This window comes from Streptomyces sp. NPDC051105 (genome assembly GCF_040682795.1).
Lineage (GTDB): Bacteria > Actinomycetota > Actinomycetes > Streptomycetales > Streptomycetaceae > Streptomyces.
On record NZ_JBFBBR010000018.1, the window covers coordinates 1 to 18,641 of the forward strand.

13 protein-coding genes are annotated in these 18,641 nt (G+C 70.2%); 8 read left to right on the forward strand and 5 right to left on the reverse strand.

Annotated features, from left to right (window positions below; all coding sequences use genetic code 11):
* The 5 genes from AB0N16_RS34265 to AB0N16_RS34285 all read right to left on the reverse strand — a co-directional run.
* Positions 1-3,233 (reverse strand): beta-ketoacyl synthase N-terminal-like domain-containing protein (locus AB0N16_RS34265; RefSeq protein WP_365803617.1); only part of this gene is annotated, 3,233 nt, incomplete at its 3' end.
* A gap of 82 nt (positions 3,234-3,315) precedes the next feature.
* On the reverse strand, positions 3,316-4,572 hold the full coding sequence (locus AB0N16_RS34270) for a dihydrolipoamide acetyltransferase family protein (protein ID WP_365803619.1): 1,257 nt from the start codon (positions 4,570-4,572) through the stop codon (positions 3,316-3,318).
* Complete coding sequence (locus AB0N16_RS34275; RefSeq protein WP_365803621.1) at positions 4,556-5,584, reverse strand: alpha-ketoacid dehydrogenase subunit beta; 1,029 nt, start codon at positions 5,582-5,584, stop codon at positions 4,556-4,558. Before AB0N16_RS34275 ends, AB0N16_RS34270 begins: the two co-directional genes overlap by 17 nt.
* Positions 5,581-6,540, reverse strand: a complete 960-nt coding sequence (locus AB0N16_RS34280) for a thiamine pyrophosphate-dependent enzyme (RefSeq protein ID WP_365803910.1) — start codon at positions 6,538-6,540, stop codon at positions 5,581-5,583. Before AB0N16_RS34280 ends, AB0N16_RS34275 begins: the two co-directional genes overlap by 4 nt.
* Positions 6,541-6,811: 271 nt before the next feature.
* Positions 6,812-8,005 carry an acyl-CoA dehydrogenase family protein gene (locus tag AB0N16_RS34285; protein ID WP_365803623.1) on the reverse strand — a complete coding sequence of 398 codons (1,194 nt, stop codon included), beginning with the start codon at positions 8,003-8,005 and terminating at the stop codon, positions 6,812-6,814.
* A gap of 302 nt (positions 8,006-8,307) precedes the next feature.
* On the opposite strand from AB0N16_RS34285, the gene AB0N16_RS34290 reads away from it, so the two are divergent.
* The 8 genes from AB0N16_RS34290 (at position 8,308) to AB0N16_RS34325 (ending at position 18,640) form a co-directional block, all read left to right on the forward strand.
* Entirely contained in the window at positions 8,308-8,703 is a 396-nt protein-coding gene (locus AB0N16_RS34290) for a DUF4440 domain-containing protein (protein WP_365803625.1), read from the forward strand.
* A gap of 92 nt (positions 8,704-8,795) precedes the next feature.
* Entirely contained in the window at positions 8,796-9,593 is a 798-nt protein-coding gene (locus tag AB0N16_RS34295; RefSeq protein ID WP_365803627.1) for an alpha/beta fold hydrolase, read from the forward strand.
* 101 nt (positions 9,594-9,694) lie between these two features.
* Positions 9,695-10,258, forward strand: a complete 564-nt coding sequence (locus AB0N16_RS34300; RefSeq protein WP_365803629.1) for a flavin reductase family protein — start codon at positions 9,695-9,697, stop codon at positions 10,256-10,258.
* Between the two features lie 1,353 nt (positions 10,259-11,611).
* Positions 11,612-13,090: a sugar transferase gene (locus AB0N16_RS34305; protein WP_365803631.1), complete on the forward strand. Its 1,479-nt coding sequence runs from the start codon at positions 11,612-11,614 to the stop codon at positions 13,088-13,090.
* Between the two features lie 82 nt (positions 13,091-13,172).
* Positions 13,173-14,489 carry a nucleotide sugar dehydrogenase gene (locus tag AB0N16_RS34310; RefSeq protein ID WP_365803633.1) on the forward strand — a complete coding sequence of 439 codons (1,317 nt, stop codon included), beginning with the start codon at positions 13,173-13,175 and terminating at the stop codon, positions 14,487-14,489.
* A complete protein-coding gene (locus AB0N16_RS34315) occupies positions 14,479-15,744 on the forward strand; it encodes a glycosyltransferase family 4 protein (protein WP_365803635.1) in 1,266 nt (421 codons plus the stop codon). Before AB0N16_RS34310 ends, AB0N16_RS34315 begins: the two co-directional genes overlap by 11 nt.
* Positions 15,741-17,111, forward strand: a complete 1,371-nt coding sequence (locus tag AB0N16_RS34320) for a Wzz/FepE/Etk N-terminal domain-containing protein (protein ID WP_365803637.1) — start codon at positions 15,741-15,743, stop codon at positions 17,109-17,111. Before AB0N16_RS34315 ends, AB0N16_RS34320 begins: the two co-directional genes overlap by 4 nt.
* Complete coding sequence (locus AB0N16_RS34325; RefSeq protein ID WP_365803639.1) at positions 17,108-18,640, forward strand: Wzz/FepE/Etk N-terminal domain-containing protein; 1,533 nt, start codon at positions 17,108-17,110, stop codon at positions 18,638-18,640. Before AB0N16_RS34320 ends, AB0N16_RS34325 begins: the two co-directional genes overlap by 4 nt.
* Position 18,641: the final 1 nt, after the last annotated feature.

Genomic DNA, 18,641 nt, shown 5'->3' on the forward strand with positions numbered 1-18,641 from the left:
CCGTCCTGGTTGACCGCGGATCCTCTGATCACCGCTGACACCCGGTGACCGAGCCGGCGTGCGTCCGAGAGCCGTTCCAGCACGAGCACCCCCGCCCCCTCCGCCATACCGAAGCCGTCGGCGTCGTCGGAGAAGGACCTGCACCGGCCGTCCGCGGACAGCCCCCGCTGCCGCGAGAACTCCGTCAGCAGTCCTGGGAGCGAGTGCACCGTGACACCCCCGGCGAGTGCGAGTGATGATTCGCCGGTCCGGAGGGACCGGCAGGCGAGGTGCATCGCCACCAGCGACGAGGAACACGCCGTGTCCACGGTTATCGCCGGCCCCTCCAGGCCGAGGACGTAGGCGACGCGGCCCGAGGTCACGCTGGACGTCGTACCGGTGAGGGCGTAACCCTCCACCTCGGGCGGAGTGTCCTGGAGCTGGGGCCCGTACGGCAGTTGTGCGGCTCCGATGAAGACGCTGGTGTCGCTGCCGCGCAGAGTGTGGGGATCGATGCCCGCCCGCTCCAGCGCCTCCCACGACGTCTCCAGCACCAGCCGCTGCTGCGGATCCATCGCCAGCGCCTCACGCGGCGAGATCCCGAAGAACCCCGCATCGAAGCCCGCGACATCCGGGAGGAAGCTGACTTCACGCTGGTAGAAGGTGCCGGAGACGGACGGGTCCTCGTTGTAGAGGCTGTAGAGGTCCCAGCCGCGGTCTTCCGGATACGGTCCGACCGTGCTGACCTCGTCGGCAACGAGCCGCCAGAGTTCCTCGGGCGAGGACGCGCCGCCGGGCAGCCGGCAGCCGATACCCACGATGGCGATCGGCTCGTCCGGGTCGCCGGCCGGCTCGGGCGGTGTGCCGGCCTCGTCGTCGCGCAGCGGTTCACCCGTGATTTCCGCGCGGATGCGGTCCGCCATGGCCCGCGGGGTGGGGAAGTCGAATGCCACGGTCGCCGGCAGGCGCAGCCCGGTCCGCTGGTTCAACGTGTTGCGCAGGCTGAGCGCGAGGAGCGAGTCGAAGCCCAGGGACCGGAAGTCCCGGTGTTCGGACAGGCCGGCCCTGTCTCCTTCGGTGAGTTCGGCGATCGTCTCGTACACCAGGTCCAGCAGCATGCGGATCTGGTCCTGCTGCGGCAGGCCCGACAGGACCTGGACGAACGCCGCACGGGGGTGCGGCGGGCCGTCATCGGCGGTGGTGCGGCGCTGGAAGGGATACGTGGGCAGCGGTATCGCCGGCGCCGGTTCCCCGGATCGCCCGAACACCGCGTTCCAGTCGGGCTCACCGCCGTGCACGTGGAGTTCGCCGAGGGACTGCAGAAACCGCTCCTGGCCGCCCTCGCCGCGGCGCAGGGTGGCACCGACCTGCACGTCGATGCCGAGTGCCGTGGCCGTCTCCTCGATGCTCATGGTGACCACCGGATGGGGGCTGACCTCCAGGAAAAGGGTCCGTCCGTCACGCAGCGCGGTCGTGGTCGCCTGGTCGAACCGCGCCGCGTTGCGCAGGTTGCGGTACCAGTAGCGCGCGTCGAGCGTATGGGGGGCGACCCGTCCCCCGGTGGTGGAGGTGTAGAAGGGGATCGCCGAATCCTTCGGGGCGATGGCCGCCAAGTCGTGGAGGAGGGATTCCTCGATCTCCTGCACCTGGTGGGAGTGCGCCGCCACACCGAAGGGGATGAGCCGGGTGCGTACTTCCTCGGCGGCCAGCTCCGCTTGCAGTTCCCGGATGCTGTCCGGGTCGCCGGACACCACTGACGACATGGGGCCGTTGACCACGGCGAGCTCCAGTCGGCCCCCCCAGCGACCGATGCGGGTGGTGACCTCCTGGTAGGGCAGGGCGACGGCGAGCATGTCTCCCTTGCCGTGGATCTGCATCTGCGCGCGACCGTAGGCGGCCACGAGCCGTGCGCCCTCGTCGAGGGAGAGCACCCCCGCGGCGGTGGCCGCGGCCGTGTCGCCGAAGCTGTGCCCGAGCACAGCGGCCGGGGTGATGCCGTTCGAGCGCCACATGGCCGCCAGGGCGACCATGACGGAGAAGAGGGCCGGCTGAGCCATGTCCAGCCGGTCCAGGGGGAGTTCTCCGGTCACGACGTCGCTGACGGAGTAGTCGAGGTAGGGCTTGAACGCTTCCTCGCAACGCAGGATCTGGTCGCGGAAGACGTCGTCGGTGGCGAACAGGTCGGCCCCCATGCCGGCCCACTGGGGGCCATGGCCGGGAAAGACGAACACGACGTCCCGTGCGCCCGCGGTCGTGGCGCGCGCGATCCCGGCGGCCTCGGTTCCGTGGCGTCCTTCCGCGATCGTGTCCAGCGCTTCGAGCATCCGTTCCCGGCCGTCCGCCACGGCCACCGCCCGGTGTTCCCAGGCAGTACGCCTGGTGGTCAGGGCGTGGGCGACGTCAGCGGCGTCGAGTTCCGGGTGGTCGCCCAGATGCCGGCTGAGCTGTCGTGCCTGGGCTCGCAGAGCATCGTCGCCGCGGGCCGACAGGACCACCGGAAACACTCGCGCCGACGTGCGTGCCTCGGTCACGGAGGCGGCTCCGGCAGGGACGGGCACGGCGGCGTCCAGCAGCAGGTGTTCGGTGTGGTCCGGCGTGGACAGTACGCAGCGGGACCGTGCTCCCGCGCTGATCTCCGCGATGGCCCGCGCGACCTCGGTGAGGTCCTGCCCGCAGGCTTCGGCCGGCATGTCGGCGGCCTCGGGCCCGCCGGTCCGGATCGTGCAGCGAATGCGGTCGCCGTCGGCGAGCGCGCGCTCCAGAGGCTTCAGTGCCAGCACGGCGCAGCCCGGCTGTCCCGGGCCGTCCGAGTCCGTGGCACCACCCACGAGGACCACCTCGGGAAGTTCCTCGGTGGGCAGGCCGCACGCGGTCCACAGCGCCGACGCCGGGTTCGCGGGGTCATTCGGCGGCCCGGTCAGCAGGTCGGTGAGATGCTGTGCCACCCCGCCTTGTGCCACCCCGCCCTGTGCCACCCCGCCTTGTGCCACCCCGCCCTGTGCCACCTCGCCTTGTGCCCCCTCGCCCTGGGCAACCTCGCCCTGTGCCGTCGTGCCGGACCAGATCAGTCCGGCGTCCTCCCAGGCGGTCCAGGCGGTTTCCAGCAGAAGCAGGTGCCGGTTGTCCGCGGTACCGGAGAGGCCTGAGAAGAAGTCCCGGTCGAACGTGGTGACAGACGGAGCCTCAGGGCCGTCTCCGGGCCGCTGCCCCAGCCCTATGACCGCCAGCACGTTCGGCTGGATGTTCCTGACCATCAGATTCTTGCCTCTCTTGACCGTGGCGCTCGCGATGACCTGCGGCGCCGTGACCGCTGGATGCCGTGGACCGGGTAGGGACTCAGGTGTCTGCGAGAGCGACGACCGGGTTCTCGACACAGTCGGCGACGAACCGGAGGAACCCGCCGGCCGTGCCGCCGTCGCACACCCGGTGGTCGAAGGCGAGGGTCAGCTGACCCACGTGCCGCGCCGTGACCTGCCCGGCCACGATCCAGGGGCGCTCGATGACGCGACCGAACCCGAGAATGGCGACTTCGGGGTGGTTGATGATCGCCGCGGATCCGTCCACTCCGAAGACTCCGTAGTTGTTGATCGTGAACGAGCCACCGCCCAGCTCCGCGGGCGGGAGCTTGCCCTCCCGGGCCAGGCCCGTCATGCGGTGCAGCGCGTTCGAGAGCTGGCGCGTCGTCAGCGAATGGCCGTCACGCACCACCGGTACGACCAGACCGCGGTCGGTCTGTGCCGCGAAGCCGAGGTGGATCCGGTCCAGAACGACGATCTCGTCCCCCTCCACCCGGGCGTTGAGAGCCGGAAACCTACGCAGGCCCAGCACCGCGAACCTGGCCAGGAGCGCCAGGATGCTGACGGATTCGCCCGCGTGCTGCGCCAGCTGCCTCCGCGCCGCCAGGAGGTTCGTCGCATCGACGTCGACCCAGACGGTCGCCTCGGGGATCTCCCGGCGGGAACGGGTCAGGACGTCCGCCATGGCCTTGTGGACGCCGCGCAGGGGGATCCGCTGCCCGGTACCGGAACCTGCCGGCTCCGGCGGGGTGGGGCGCGGGGCCGTCTGTATCGCGTTCAGCACGTCGACGCGGCGGACCACGCCGCCGGGCCCGGTGCCGGCCACGCGCCGCAGATCGACCCCGTTCTCGTCGGCGAGCCGCCGTACCACGGGCGAAGTCACCTGCACGGACACGGACGGAGTGGGCGTGACGGCGCCGGCCGGTGCGGTGGGCTTCCGCGGCAGTCGCCGCGGTCTACGGGACGGTGTCCCGGTCCCGTATCCGACGAGCACGTTGCCGCTGCCGGTCTCCGTGGTGGCAGTCACCGCGGCGGGCGCCGACTCGGCCTCGCGGGCCGCGGCCACCGACAGCAGGACGTCCCCGACGGCGACACGATCTCCGGCTCCGCCGTGCAGCGCGGTCACCGTGCCGGCGAAGGGTGTCGGGACGACGACCATCGCCTTGGCGGTTTCCACCTCCACGACGGATTGGTCGATCTCGATGACGTCGCCCTGGGAGACCAGCCACTGGACGATCTCGGCGTCCATGAGTCCTTCGCCCAGGTCGGGCAGCCGGAAGTCAGGCACTGAGATCACCGTCCCCCACCAGCATGTCGTCCCATTGCAGACGCGCGACGGCGTCGAGGATCCGGTCCGCGTCGGGCAGGTGATACCCCTCCAGATCCGGTGGCGGATAGGGGATGTCCAGTCCGGTCACGCGCAGGATGGGCGCGTGCAGCCGGTGGAAGCACTGCTCCGTGAGACGGGCCGCGACTTCGGCGCCGTATCCGCAGAACCCCGACGCCTCGTGAATCACGACGGCCCGGCCCGTGCGTCGTACGGCGGCACTCACCACGTCGTCGTCGAACGGTGCCAGGCTGCGGAGGTCGACGACCTCCAGGCTCCACCCCGCCTCCTCCGCGACCTCCGCGGCCTCCAGCGCCGTCGCCACCATGGCGCCGTACGCGATGAGGGTGGCGTCCGTGCCGTCGCGCCGTACCAGGGCACGGTGCAGCGGCAGACGGTCCTCCGGTTCTTCCGGCCCCGCGTAAGTCGACCAGTAACGCCGCTTGGGTTCCAGGAAGATGACGGGGTCCGGGCTGTCGATGGCCTCGCGCAGCAGGCGGTAGGCATCGGCCGGGGTGCCAGGGGCCACGACGCGCAGCCCGGCGGTGTGCGTGTAGTACACCTCGGAGGAGTCACTGTGATGCTCGACGCCGCCGATGCCGCCGCCGTAGGGGATGCGGACGACAACGGGCAGTTCGATGCTGCCTCGCGATCTGTTCCGGAGTTTCGCCAGGTGACTGGTGATCTGCTCGAAGGCGGGATAGGCGAACGCGTCGAACTGCATCTCGACCACCGGCCGCAGACCGTTCATGGCCATGCCGATCGCCGTTCCGACGATGCCCGACTCCGCGAGCGGAGTGTCGAAGACCCTGCTGTCGCCGTAGGCTTCGGCCAGACCGTCGGTCACCCGGAAGACGCCGCCGAGCGGACCCACGTCCTCCCCGAAGACCACGACACGTTCGTCCTCGGCGAGAGCGTCCGCCAGGGCCGTGTTGAGAGCGGCGGACATGGTTCCGCGACGCACGTGCTCCGGTATCTTCATACGTCCTCTCCGCCCTTCTCGCGGCTGACCAGATCGGCCAGCTGTTCGCGCAGGGCGGCGGTCGGCTCCGCGTACACGTCGGTGAAGAGCACCGTCGGATCCGCGGTTCGGTCCTGGTTCATCCGTGCGCGCAGGTCGGCCGCGAGTACTTCGCCCTCCTCGTGGATCGCCTTTCGGCGCACATCGTCCAGAAGGCCGCGGGCCGTCAGGTGACGCTCCAGTCGCTCCAGGGGGTCGAGGGCGCGCCAGTGCTCGACCTCGGCCGAATCGCGATAGCGGCTGTCGTCGTCCGCGTTCGTGTGCGGTTCCGTGCGATAGGTGCGTGCCTCGATGAGGGCCGGCCCGGCACCGGCCCGGGCCGCTGTGACAGCCTCCTTGACGACGGCGTGGACGGCTGCCGCGTCGTTGCCGTCGACCAGAACGGACGGTATGCCGTAGCCGATGCCCTTGTGTGCCAAGGAGGGTGCCGCGCTCTGCATGGTCGTCGGCACGCTGATGGCATAGCCGTTGTTCTGCACCAGGAACACCACGGGGGCCCGCCACACGGCGGCGAAGTTCAATGCCTCGTGGGTGTCGCCCTCGCTGGTCGCGCCGTCACCGAGCATCGCCAGCGCGACCGTGCTCTCGCCCTTGAGGACGGCCGCCCGCGCCAGTCCCACGGCGTGCAGGGTGTTCGTCGACAGCGGTGTGCATTGGGGGGCGACGCGGTGCGCATGCGGGTCGTAGCCGAGATGCCAGTCGCCCCGGAAGAGAGTGAGGGTGGCCATGGCGTCGACACCGCGTGTCATCACGGCCACCGACTCGCGGTAGGTGGGAAAGAGCCAGTCGTCCTCGCCCAGGGCGGCGACCGCGCCCACCTGGCATGCCTCCTGGCCGCGGGAAGAGGGGTACACGGCGAGCCGGCCCTGCTTGGTCAGCGCGGTGGCCTGGACGTCGAACCGTCGGCCGACGACCATCCCGCGGTACAGGTCCAGCAGGGTGTCAACGTCCGGCAAGGTCAGCGGAGAATCGGGAACAGCGGTGCCGTCGGCTCGCAGAAGAGCCAGTGGCGAAGCGGACGGGAGCAGGGTTCCGACCGCTCCTACCGGTTCAGTCGTCGTCATGAATCCCTCGGAGTCTGCGGGGAGGAGACACAGGCGCCACGACGGACGCCGGCGCGGAGAAATCGAGGGGCGCGGCGGAAGACGGCAACGTCCTCCCGCCGCGCCCTGGTCACTGCCGGTCAGGTCAGACGAACGGCGTGCCCGGGTCGAGTCCGAGCAGAACCCGGCCGTACGTCTCCAGGTTGGTGTTCGCCAGCAGCAGCGCGTGCAGCGACAGGCCGTGCAGATCGCGGTAGAAGCGCTGGAAGGGGTTCTCCTTGCGGATCACCGAACCACCGCTGGCGCTGTGCAGGGTGTCGACGGCCTCCTTGGCCAGCAGGATCGCGTAGGCGCACTCACCCACGACCGCGGCCCGCTGCTCCACCGGGGGCTGTTCGCCGGCATCGGCCCATTTCTGCAGACGCGGCTGCCAGCTCTCCACGAGGGCCTCGGCCGCCGCCAGCTTGCTCTGCGCGGTCGCCACCTGAATCTGGGTCAGCGGATGCTGGGTCTGATCCACCCACGCCGTGTACGTGATCCCGCGGCCGGGCAGCCGCTCCAGGAACAGCTCGTACGCGCCACGAGCGGTACCGAGGCACGCGGCGGCCGACTCGACGAGGGTGACGGGCGCGAGCGCGTAGTACCGGCCGTTCTCGCGAGCGTGGGAACGGCCGCCGCCGGTGTTGGTGAGAGCCTCCTCGAACCCCAGGGTGCGATGGGTGGGCACGAAGACGTCCTGGGCGACCGTGGAGTCGCTGCCCGTGCCGGCGGCGGCGGTGACCTGCCAGTCGTCGACGATCTTCAGCTCGTCCATCGGGACGAGGCAGAGGATGACCTCCTCGTGACCGGCCTCGACGGGCTCCTCGTCCCGCTGGACCACCGCCGCGTTCATGCTCCAGGCCGCGCCGCGGCAACCGGTGTTGAACTTCCAGCTTCCGGAGAGCCGGTAGCCGCCCTCGGTGGGCACCGCCACGCCGGTCGGGGCGAAGCCGCCGCTGAGGCGAGCCTCTCCGCCGGCGAACACCTCGTCCTGCGCCGCGTCGGGGAACAAGGTGGCGGTCCAGGCGCCGAACATCCATGCGCTGAGCACCCAGCCGGTCGAACTACATCCGCGGGCCACCTCGGACAGGACTCGGGCCGTGTCCGCCAGGGACAGGTCCAGACCGCCGTACCGATGCGGAACAGCCGCCCGGTAGACGCCGGCCTTGCCGAGGATGTCGATGTTCTCCTGGGGGATCCAGCCCTGTTCCTCTGCTTCCCGACCGTTCTTGCGAAGGGTGGGAACAGCCTTTGTCAGTGCGCCGAGTAGTTCACTGAGGTCAGGATTAGTCGAATTCATGCCGTTCTCCGGAATTCCATGTCGAAGTTTTTCGTCCGCATCCGCCGGCAATACCACGCCGCGATGCCCGCATCCGTCGAGGTCCTAGCCGGCTCTTGCGCGAGTTGCATCCCGGGCCAGCGGTCGACGATGTTACCGATGGGTGAGCAAGTCGCTGCTAACGGTGGGTCATCGGCGGGTAATCGGGCAAGTATCCGTGCTACGTGGCGGTGATTACCTCGTGATGGGCGGGAAATGTCAATGGTCACGTACGGTGTGCGGAAACGAACGACGCCCGCCTCAGGACTCGGAGTTATCCCACCATGTCTGATGCTCAAGCCGGTCAGCCTGTAGAGGACCTGAATCAGGTCGTGCCCCTGTACGTCAAGGCTTTCAATTCAGGGGACCCGGAGGTCCTGAACCGGTGGTATACCGAGGACGCGGTCACCGTGTGGGAACCCGGGCAGGCCATCTCCGGCGAGGACCGCAGGAAGGAGCTGGCCTCCTCCCTGGAGCTGCACCCGGTGATGCAGGCCGAGCTTCGACACCTCTATGTGGCCGGTGACGTGGCCATGCAGGTCGTGGACTGGCAGGTCGAGGCCGACGGCCCCGACGGCGAGAGGCAGAAGTTCGAGGGCGTGGGGCTCGACGTGCTGGTGCGGGGTGCGGACGGCAAGTGGCGCTTCGCCATCGACAACCCGTACGAGAAGGCGAACTGACGGAACAGCCGTCACGCCTCGTCCACTTACCGCGGAGGGGCTGTCCCGGCGCGGCGGACGTCCGCGGTGCAGAATGAAGGAGTGCTGATCCGATGACGTCCGAAGCGGCCGTGCAGCGCTGGATCATCCGCTTCCGCCAGGAGGCGGGTGGGACGGAGACCCGCCTGCTCTGCTTCCCGCACGCGGGTGGGGCCGCGAGCTATTTTCATCCGCTGGCCTCCATCATGCGGACGCACGGCACGGACGTCGCCGCCGTGCAGTACCCGGGGCGTCAGGAACGACGCAGGGAGCCGCTGGCCGCCACCGTCGACGAACTCGTCGACCAGGCGCTGCCGTCGCTGGCGCGGTACGTGGATTCCCGTACCGTCCTGTTCGGTCACAGCATGGGGGCCGTGGTCGCCTTCGAGGCAGCCCGTAGGCTGCAGAGCGAACACGGCATCGTGCCGATGGGGCTGATCGCCTCAGGGCGCCGCGGACCCCTGACGACGCGGAGCGAGCAACTCCACCTGGCCGACGACGACGTGTTCGTGGCGCGCATCCGGCAGCTCAGCGGCACGGACGCCCGGCTGTTCGACGATCCGGAGATGCTGGAGTTGCTGCTGCCGGCACTGCGCGCCGACTACCGGGCGATAGAGACGCACCGCCACCGCCGGGGTACCGGTCTGCTCTGTCCGCTGACGGTGTTCGTGGGCGACGAGGATCCGCAGGCAAGCGTCGAGGAAGCTCAGGAGTGGTGTCACCACACCCAGGCGGAATACCGGTTCCGTCTTTTTCCCGGTGACCACTTCTATCTGCGGGGCTGGCCTGTCCATGTGGTGGACGAGGTGGTCGCGGCCGTGAAGCTCTTCGAGCGAAGCGCCGAGACGGTCGCGTCATCGTGGCCGGAGTGACCCTCGATCCGAGGTGATCCGCCGATGAGGTCCGTCCCACCGCCGACGGTGCGCCACGGATGTCCCCGCTCCGGAGGCCACTTCGATCGCGAAAGGTCGCCATGCACGACAACGTCGCCCCTCTCTCTGCTGAAAGGAGCAGGCATGCCGAGGATTCCGATCCCGTGATGCCTGCCTCTTTGCGGCACACGCTGTCGCGGTTCGCCTCCGGGGTTGTGGTGATCACAGTCGGCGGAAGCGAACCTCACGCGATGACCGCCAGCGCGTTCAGCTCCGTCTCACTCGACCCGCCCTCCGTTCTGTGCTGCGTGTCACACAGTGCTGTCATGCATGCTTCCCTCGAAAAAGCCGGGCGTTTCGGAATCTCCATCCTGAGCGCCGAGCAAGAGCAAGCGGCAGCGTATTTCGCGGACAAGCGGAGACCCCTGGGAATGCGTCAGTTCGACGCGGTGAAATGGCGGCCCGGTGAGCATACGGCCGCGCCGCTTATCGAAGGGGCGCTCGCCTGGCTCGAATGCGAGGTGCTCGACGCGTACGTCGCCGGCGACCACACGATATTCCTGGGGAGTGTGCTGAGCTCCGCGGTGGGCCCCAAGCGGGCGGGACTGTTGTTCTTCGAGGGAATGTACCGGGAGGTCACCACGAATCCCCAGGCGCCAAGGTGAGCCGGCCGTCACCCGGCGTTCGAGTTCGCTCATGCCGAGGAGGCGAGGGTGGTGTCTCGTCCGTCTGGGGCCGGTCTTCACCGGGGCCCTGTGCTCGTCGAGGCTCTGCCTGACGAGGCCGTCCACGGACCGCTTCGGGAGCGGCCAGGTGCCGCATGGCGCGGCTGACACGTGTACTCGGGATGCCCCTGTGGTGTGTCACGCGGCAGCGGTTGCGGCCGTGGCGGCCGTCGCCGGGTGGATCTGCCGGCGAGTACGAGCCCAGGAGGTTCTTCGGCTGCTCGTGATACACCGTTTGCGTGGCTCCGACCAGTCCGGATACATGGTGTGAAGGGACACGGGCAGACGTCGGCCCGGGTGTGGTCCGGTTCCTGGTGTGCGGTGTCCCAGGGAACGCGGCACTGCGTGGCCCGGCTTGTCGACGACGACTCCGGACATCCATCCGGCCCAGGCCCGGGGCGTTCGTGGAGGCGAGTGTCCCGGCGACGGTTCCCGAGTTCGGGGACGGCCTGGTGCGGTGTTCGGCATGGTCTTGCCGCGCTTCCGTACCGGCGCAGGCCGGCGGCCGAGTTCGGATGGTTCGCGCGCACGGTCGTGGAGCCGGCGGCGACCCGGTCGAGCCGCCCTCGGTGCCTGCTCGCGCGAGCAGAGCGGTGAAGATCCGTTCCCAGATGGCGTCGACGGCCCGCCCCCACAGCCGCCGGTCCGCGCTGACCCGACAAGAACCGGCCGAACAGGCCCTGAGGGTGGCCCGTTTGGTAGTGCCGGGATACCTCCGGGTTGCCGGTTCCGGAAGCCTGGAGAACTCGCGTCGTCACAGGTCACAAGGCACGCCTTCCGTCGCCAGGGCACCCGCGGGCAGCCGCCTGGTCGTTGACCCGACTTCAAATCACGAGCACAAATTCCACACAGCCCTCTCTTCAGACGGGCATTGATGGTCTAGATTGACCGTGCTTCGCATGCTGGGACACGAGGCGACAAATGATGATCTATGGGTCCGTCGATACAGACGGCCGGTAGCCGCGTCTCCGGCGCCAGACGTGGGGGTGATCAACTCCTGGGGCCGAGAAGGGCTTTGGGTGCGGGGCGCACCCGAGGTCATGCACGGGTTCCCGTGCACCTCGAGAGCCTGGCAGAGCGGGCAAGTCCGCCGCGGCAAGGGCGGGTTCGTTCAAGTAGCGCTGAAGTAGCCGGGATGTCTTCCGCGGGGGCGGGGGCCACCCGTGGGAGAGCAGCGCGGCGCGGGGAGCCGGGGGGCCTCCCGGGGACGGAAGCGTGCGGGGGGAGGGGGCCTCCCGGGGGAGGAACCGTGTCAGGGCACCATGTCGAACCACTGGGGACCGGGGGGTTTCTGTGCGGCAGGGGGGACTAGTCGGCCCGTTTCCGTCGGCGCGAGGGCGTCTGACGAACGGGGCAATCAGCAGGCCGGCGATCGAGTGGGAGCAGCGGTACCGCCGTACCGTGATCATCAGCGACACCGTGGCCACCGCCTTCGTGGTGGCGGGGATCGGCGAATTCTTCGGGGCCCGGGACGCGGCCAACTGGCACGAGAAGTGGGGGATTCTCGCCTTCGGCACCGAGCTGCTGGTGCTGGCGGCGCTTGCGGTGGGCCGGTCCTGGGCTCCGGCCGTGCTCGGCCAGGGAGCCGAGGAATTCCGCCGGCTCGGACGCTCACTGTTCGCGGCGACCGTCATTGTGGCGCTCGCCGGGATCGCCCTCACCTCGCGCAACATCAAGCTCTGGATCTTCGTCGCGATCCCCGCGATCGGCCTCGTCACCATGACCGCGCGATATCTGCTCCGCCTCTGTCTGCATAAACGGCGGAAGGAGGGGCGGTGCCTGAGACCGGTGCTCGCTGCCGGAAGCCCGGCCACCGTGAGCGACCTGATCACCCGCACCCGCAAGTTCCCGCACATCGGCTGGCGGGTGGAGGCGGTGTGCACGTCGGACGGTCGCGGCATCGACGGTGACGAACTGGACGGAGTACCCGTCGTCGGCCAACTGGCGGACGTCGCCAAGCACGTCCGCCACGACGGCTACCGTGTCGTCGCGGTCACCCCGGACCCGCACTGGACGCCGGAGCGGTTGCAGCGGCTGGCCTGGAACCTCGAAGGCAGCGATGCCGAGATGGTCGTGGCTCCTGTGCTGATGGAAGTGGCCGGTCCGCGGCTGCACGTCGACGCGGTGCTGGGGATCCCGCTGCTACGGGTCAGCCTGCCCACCTTCACCGGGGGCCGACGGGCGATCAAGGGGGTCGTCGATCGAGTGGGCGCGGCGGTTCTGCTGATGCTGTTCGGGCCGCTGATGGTGTGCGTCGCGCTGCTCGTGCTGCTGGACAGCCGGGGCGGGGCCTTCTACCGCCAGCGCAGGGTCGGCAAGGACGGCCGGGAGTTCACGATTCTCAAATTCCGCACCATGGTCGTCGGGGCGGACAGGGCGCGTGCCGAGCTCGCCGACCGCAACGAGGGCGCAGGGCTGCTGTTCAAGCTCCGCCGGGATCCGCGGGTGACCCGGGTGGGAGCAGTGCTGCGCCGGTACTCGATCGACGAACTCCCGCAGCTGTTCAACGTGCTCACCGGAGCGATGTCGCTCGTCGGCCCGAGGCCCCCGCTGCCGGAGGAGTGCGCCGCGTACGACCCGGACATTCGGCGGCGGCTGCTGGTCAAGCCAGGGCTCACCGGCCTGTGGCAGATCAGCGGACGCAGCGACCTGCCGTGGGAGGAGGCGGTCCGCCTCGACCTGCGGTACGTGGAGGACTGGTCGCTCGCTCTCGACACGGTGATCTTGTGGAAGACGATGCGTGCGGTGCTCCACGGGCAGGGGGCCTACTGATGGGCGGGGGGCTGCGACCCAAGGGTCCGGCCGAGGCGCGGATCGCAGGCCACAAGGGCCTGCCTGGGGGGAGAGACGGATCATGAGAGTCAGCGTTTTCGGGCTCGGCTACGTGGGCTGCGTATCAGCCGCGTGCCTGGCCAGCATGGGCCACGAGGTCATCGGGGTGGACGTGAACCAGGTGAAGGTCGACCTGGTCAACGACGGCAAGGCCCCGGTGGTGGAGGAACGTATCGGCGAACTCATCGCCGAGGTCGTGCGGAGCGGAGCGTTGCGGGCCACCGGCGACGTCCGCGAGGCGATCGCGGGCAGCGAGGTGTCGCTGGTCTGCGTGGGTACGCCGTCCGAGCCCAACGGCAGCCTGTGCACCACGTACTTGGAGCGGGTCACCGAGCAGATCGGCGCCGCGCTGGCCGAGCGGGGCGGGCGGCAGACCGTCGTGTTCCGCAGCACCATGCTCCCGGGCACCTGCCTGAACCTGCTGGTACCGATCCTGGAGAAGAACGTCGGCGGCACGGCCGGGGTGGACTTCGGGATCGCGGTCAACCCGGAGTTCCTGCGCGAGGGCACGAGCGTGCAGGACTTCTTCGACCCGCCCAAGACCGTCATCGGCGAACTCGATCCGGCAAGCGGCGACGCGGTGATGACGCTGTACGACGGCTTGCCCGGCGAGGTGTTCCGGGTGCCGGTCCCGACCGCCGAGGCGATCAAGTACGCGGACAACGCGTTCCACGGCCTCAAGATCGGCTTCGCGAACGAGCTGGGCGCGGTGTGCCAGGCGCTCGGGGTGGACTCGCACCAGGTGATGGACGTGTTCCTGGCCGACCGCAAGCTGAACATCAGCCCCGCCTACCTGCGGCCCGGCTTCGCCTTCGGCGGCTCCTGCCTGCCCAAGGACCTGCGCAGCCTGGTCCACGCGGCACAGCGTGCCGACGTCTCGGTACCCATCCTCTCCCATGTACTGACCTCCAACTCCGACCATCTCCAGCGCGCGGTGGACCTGGTCGAGCGCACCGGCAAGCGCCGGGTGGGCCTGTTCGGGCTGTCCTTCAAACCCGGCACCGACGACCTCCGCGAAAGCCCACTCGTCGAACTGGCGGAGCGGCTCTTCGGCAAGGGGTACGACCTGCGGATCTACGACGCCAACGTGAGCCTCTCCCGGCTGCTCGGCGCGAACCGCGAGTACATCGAGAGCCGGCTGCCGCACCTCGCGCAGCTGCTCGCGGACTCCGTCGACCAGGTGCTGGGGCATGCCGAGGTGTGCCTGGTCGGGACCAGGGACCCGGCCGTGCTGCAGGCGCTGCCCCATGGCGAAGGACCGGTGATCGTCGACCTCATCCGCCTTCCCGACGCCGAGACGCGCCGGACCGAACCGAGGTACATGGGCCTTGCTTGGTAACGCAACCAGCGGCGACCGGTCCGACCGGCGCGCGCTGATCCTGGTGGAGAACCTGTCGGTGCCGTTCGACCGGCGGGTGTGGCAGGAGTGCACGACGCTGCGCGACGCGGGCTGGACGGTGCACGTCATCTGTCCGCAGGGGAGCAAGCGTGACACGGAGCCGGAGGCGGAGATCGACGGGGTGCGGATCCACCGCTACCCGTTGCGCGCGGCCACCGGTGGGCCGGCCGGTTACCTGAAGGAGTACGGATCGGCGCTCTGGCACACGGCCCGGCTGGCGCGCAAGGTCGGCCCGGTCGACGTGGTGCACGCCTGCAACCCGCCCGACCTGCTGTTCCTGCCGGCACTGTGGCTGAAGCGGCACGGCGCACGGTTCGTCTTCGACCAGCACGACCTGGTACCCGAGCTGTACCTCTCCCGGTTCGACCGCGGCGAGGACCTGCTCTACCGCGCCGTGTGCGCGCTGGAACGGCGGACCTACCGAGCCGCGGACGTCGTCCTCGCCACGAACGAGAGCTACCGGGACGTCGCGATACGCCGTGGCGGCCGGCGGCCGGAGGACGTCTTCGTGGTGCGCAGCGCGCCCGCGATAGAGCGGTTCCAACCGGTGCCGCCGGAGGAGGAGTTGAAGCGCGGCAAGCCTCATCTGCTGTGCTACCTCGGCGTCATGGGCCCTCAGGACGGCGTCGACTACGCTCTGCGGGCCCTTGCGAAGCTCCGCGACGAGCTCGGACGGACCGACTGGCACGCGGTGTTCGTCGGCTCCGGAGACGCCTTCGACGCGATGGTGGAGCTGTCCCGGCGGCTCGGTCTCTCCGACCAGGTGCAGTTCACCGGGCGCGTTCCCGACGCCGACCTGGTGCGCTACCTGTCCACCGCGGACGTCTGCCTCTCCCCCGACCCGCGCAATCCGCTCAACGACGTGTCGACCATGAACAAGGTCCTCGAGTACATGGCGATGAGCCGGCCGATCGTCTCGTTCGACCTGAGGGAAGCGCGCGTCTCCGCCGGTGAGGCCGCCGTCTACGCGCCCGCCAACGACGAGGCCGAGTTCGCCGGGCTGATCGCGCTGCTTCTGGACGATCCGGAGAAGCGGGCCCGGATGGGCAAGATCGGCCAGGAACGGATCAGCGGGCCGCTCTCCTGGCGGAACTCGCAAGAGTCGCTGCTCGCCGCCTACGCCGCCGCCTGCCGTGATCACACCCCGGTGTCGGCGGCCGATCCGGTTCGAACAGGGAAGAGGCGGCGCAGTTGAGCGAGGATTCGATACGTCTGGTCACCGTCGGGCGGATATTCCGCCGGCGCTGGCGGCTGCTCGCCGTCTTCGCCGTCGTGGGCGCGCTCGTCGGCTACGGCGCCTCGGTGGTGTTTCCACCGCGGTACACGACATCGGCGTCGGTCCTGCTGCCGGGGCAGTGGGAAGAGCGCGAGCTGCTGACCCAGGTAGACGTCGCGACCAGTTCGGCGGTGGTCGACCGTGCGGCCGCCTCGCTCGGCTGGAAGGGCGTCAGCGGTGCCGAGTTGCGGGACCGCGTGACCGCGGCCGCCGCTGACGGGAACATCATCAAGATCTCGGGTACGGCCGACACCCCGAAGCGCGCGCAGCAGCTCTCCGACCAAGTGGCCCAGCAGTTCGTCAAGTTCGCCGCGCGGATCGTGGGCGGCGGCGCCGACTCCGCGGCTGCCACGGAGTCCGAGGCGCTGCGCAAGCAGGTCGAGGAGACCAACCGCCGCATCACCGAACTGGCCGACGCGGCCGATCCGGGGCAGACCGTGGAGGGCGTGCAGGCCCGGACGGAGCTGGAGAAGCTGAGCACCTCGCTGGAGGAGGCCATGACGAAGCTGGACGAGGCCGACCCGGCGACCAACAAGGCCGGCATGGTCGTCATGGGCCCGGCGGCCCGGCCGACCGGCGAGGCCCCGCCGACGAGGATCCAGCTCATCGTCGCGGGAGCGCTGCTGTTCCTCCTGCTCGCGGTCATCGGCCATCTCGCCGCCGCGCGGATGAACCGCCGACTGCGGACCGAACCGGAGATCGCCGCGGCGCTGGGCTCGGCGCTGCTGGGCACCGTCGACGTGCCCGGTGAACGGCGCGGCCCGCACCGCCCGGCCGGCAGTGGCCGACGGGGCTGGATCCGCCGACTCCTCGGCGTCGACACCCGGTGGGACCTGCCGACCCCGCCGCGGTCCGACGACGAGGCCGGCCGACGGATCCGCTACCGGCGGGTGTGCGCTCGCCTCCGGGACCAACTATCCGCTCCCCGTCGGCTGTTGATGGTCGTACCGGACGGCGACGAGATCGCCCGCCGGGCCGCCGGACAGCTCGCCGCCGAGGCCAAGAGCGATCCGCAGCTGCGGATGGTCGAGGTTTCGGTGGACCGGCCGATCGTGCCGGACCGCGACACCGAGTCCGGTGCCCTGGTCGTCCTCAGCGCGGGCAGCTGGACCGCGGAGGAGCTCGCCGGGATCGCCGGGGCATGTGCGGACGCCAGGCACGAGGTCCTCGGCATCGTCGTCGCCGAAGCGGTCCGCGCCCGTCAGACGCGGTCCGCCGGCCCTCCTCCGGACGACGCCACTCTCGCGCTCGCGGTCCACGGCCATGCAACGGGAGGTTCAGCGTGACGACGAGCACGACTTCGGAGTCGTCGGCCGCCACCCCGCTGCTCGACCTGCAGGCGCTGGTGGTGGCGGTGCGCAGGCGTCGCCGCCTCTGGTACGCCACCGCGCTCCTCGGCCTGCTGGCCGGCGCCGCGCTGGCGGTCCTGATGCCGCCGTCGCCGATCGCGGTGACCAAAGTGCTGGTCGCGCACGCGGAGGACCAGCCGAACGACACCGGCACCCTGATCCGCACCGACGTCCAGCTGCTGCAGACCACGCAGATCGCCGGCAAGGCCCTGCAGTCCCTCAAGTCCCCGGAGAAACCCGAGGACTTCATGAAGGACTACCGAGGCACCGGGCTCACCAACAACCTGCTGCAGATCACCGTGACAGGCGACAGCGACGCCCAGGCGGTGGCCCGCGCCAAGGCGCTGGCCGACGCGTTCGTCGCGGACCATGTGCAGCGAATGCAGAAGACCGCGCAGGCCGAGGCCCAGGCCCTGCTCGACCAGCGTGACCGCATGCGGGACGAGCTGGCCCAGGTCAACAAGGAGATCGGCGGCCAGTCGGCGGACAGCGACCCGAAGGCGTCGGCGAGCCTCGAGTCGCTCTTCGCCCGCCGCGCCGAACTCAACTCGCGCATCGCCGATTTCGACGAGCGCGCCGCCGACGCGCGGACCGGCACACCCCAGGTCGTCGCCGGCACGGAGATCGTGGACACCCCGCGTGCGCTGCGGCACTCCCTGCCCAAGGCCCTTGTCACCGACGCCGCGATCGGGCTCGTCCTCGGGCTCGTTCTCGGACTCGCGCTGGCCGCGGTCGGCACGGTGGTGGCGGACCGACCCGTGCTGCGCCGGGACATCGCGGCGAACCTGGGCGCCTCGGTCATCGCGGAGCTGCCCCGCCGGAAGGGCAGGCCGTGGCAGCGCCGACGCACCCGGTTGACCCGCGAACGGCTCACCACGACCCTGGCCCGCACCACGCGCGGCGCCGTGGAACCGGTGTCGCTGCTGGAACTGGGCTGTGCGCGCGCCACGAGCGTGATCGCCCTGGACCTCGCCAGGGCCATGGCGGCGGAGGGACCGGTGACCGTCGTCGACGGCCTGCCGCGCCCGCAGCTCGCGGGCCGCCGCCAGAAACCAGGAGACCCGAACGTGGTCAGTGGCGAGCGTGCCGCGACCGTGTCACCTCAGGAGCGCCGGATCGGCCTCGGCTCGGTGGCGCCCGGGACGGCGTGGACCGACCTCCAGTACCTCGGCACCCGGACCGTGCTCGTGGTGCGGGCCGGACACGGCAGCGCCGCCTGGCTGCACACCGTGGCACGGCAGCTCGCGGACCAGCGCATTCCGGTGGTCGGTGTGGTGCTGATCGACCCCGATCCGCGTGACCGTACCGACGGCACCCTGTGGGACGGGCTGGGGACCGCGCTGCGCGGCCGGAGCGAGCGGCCGGCCCGCCAGGCGGGGACGGGGACGGGGACGGCCCAGCGGCGGGCGGAGCGGCAGCCGGTGTGGGCCGCCCGGGGCCCGGACAACGACCAGGAGGTGCGGTAGG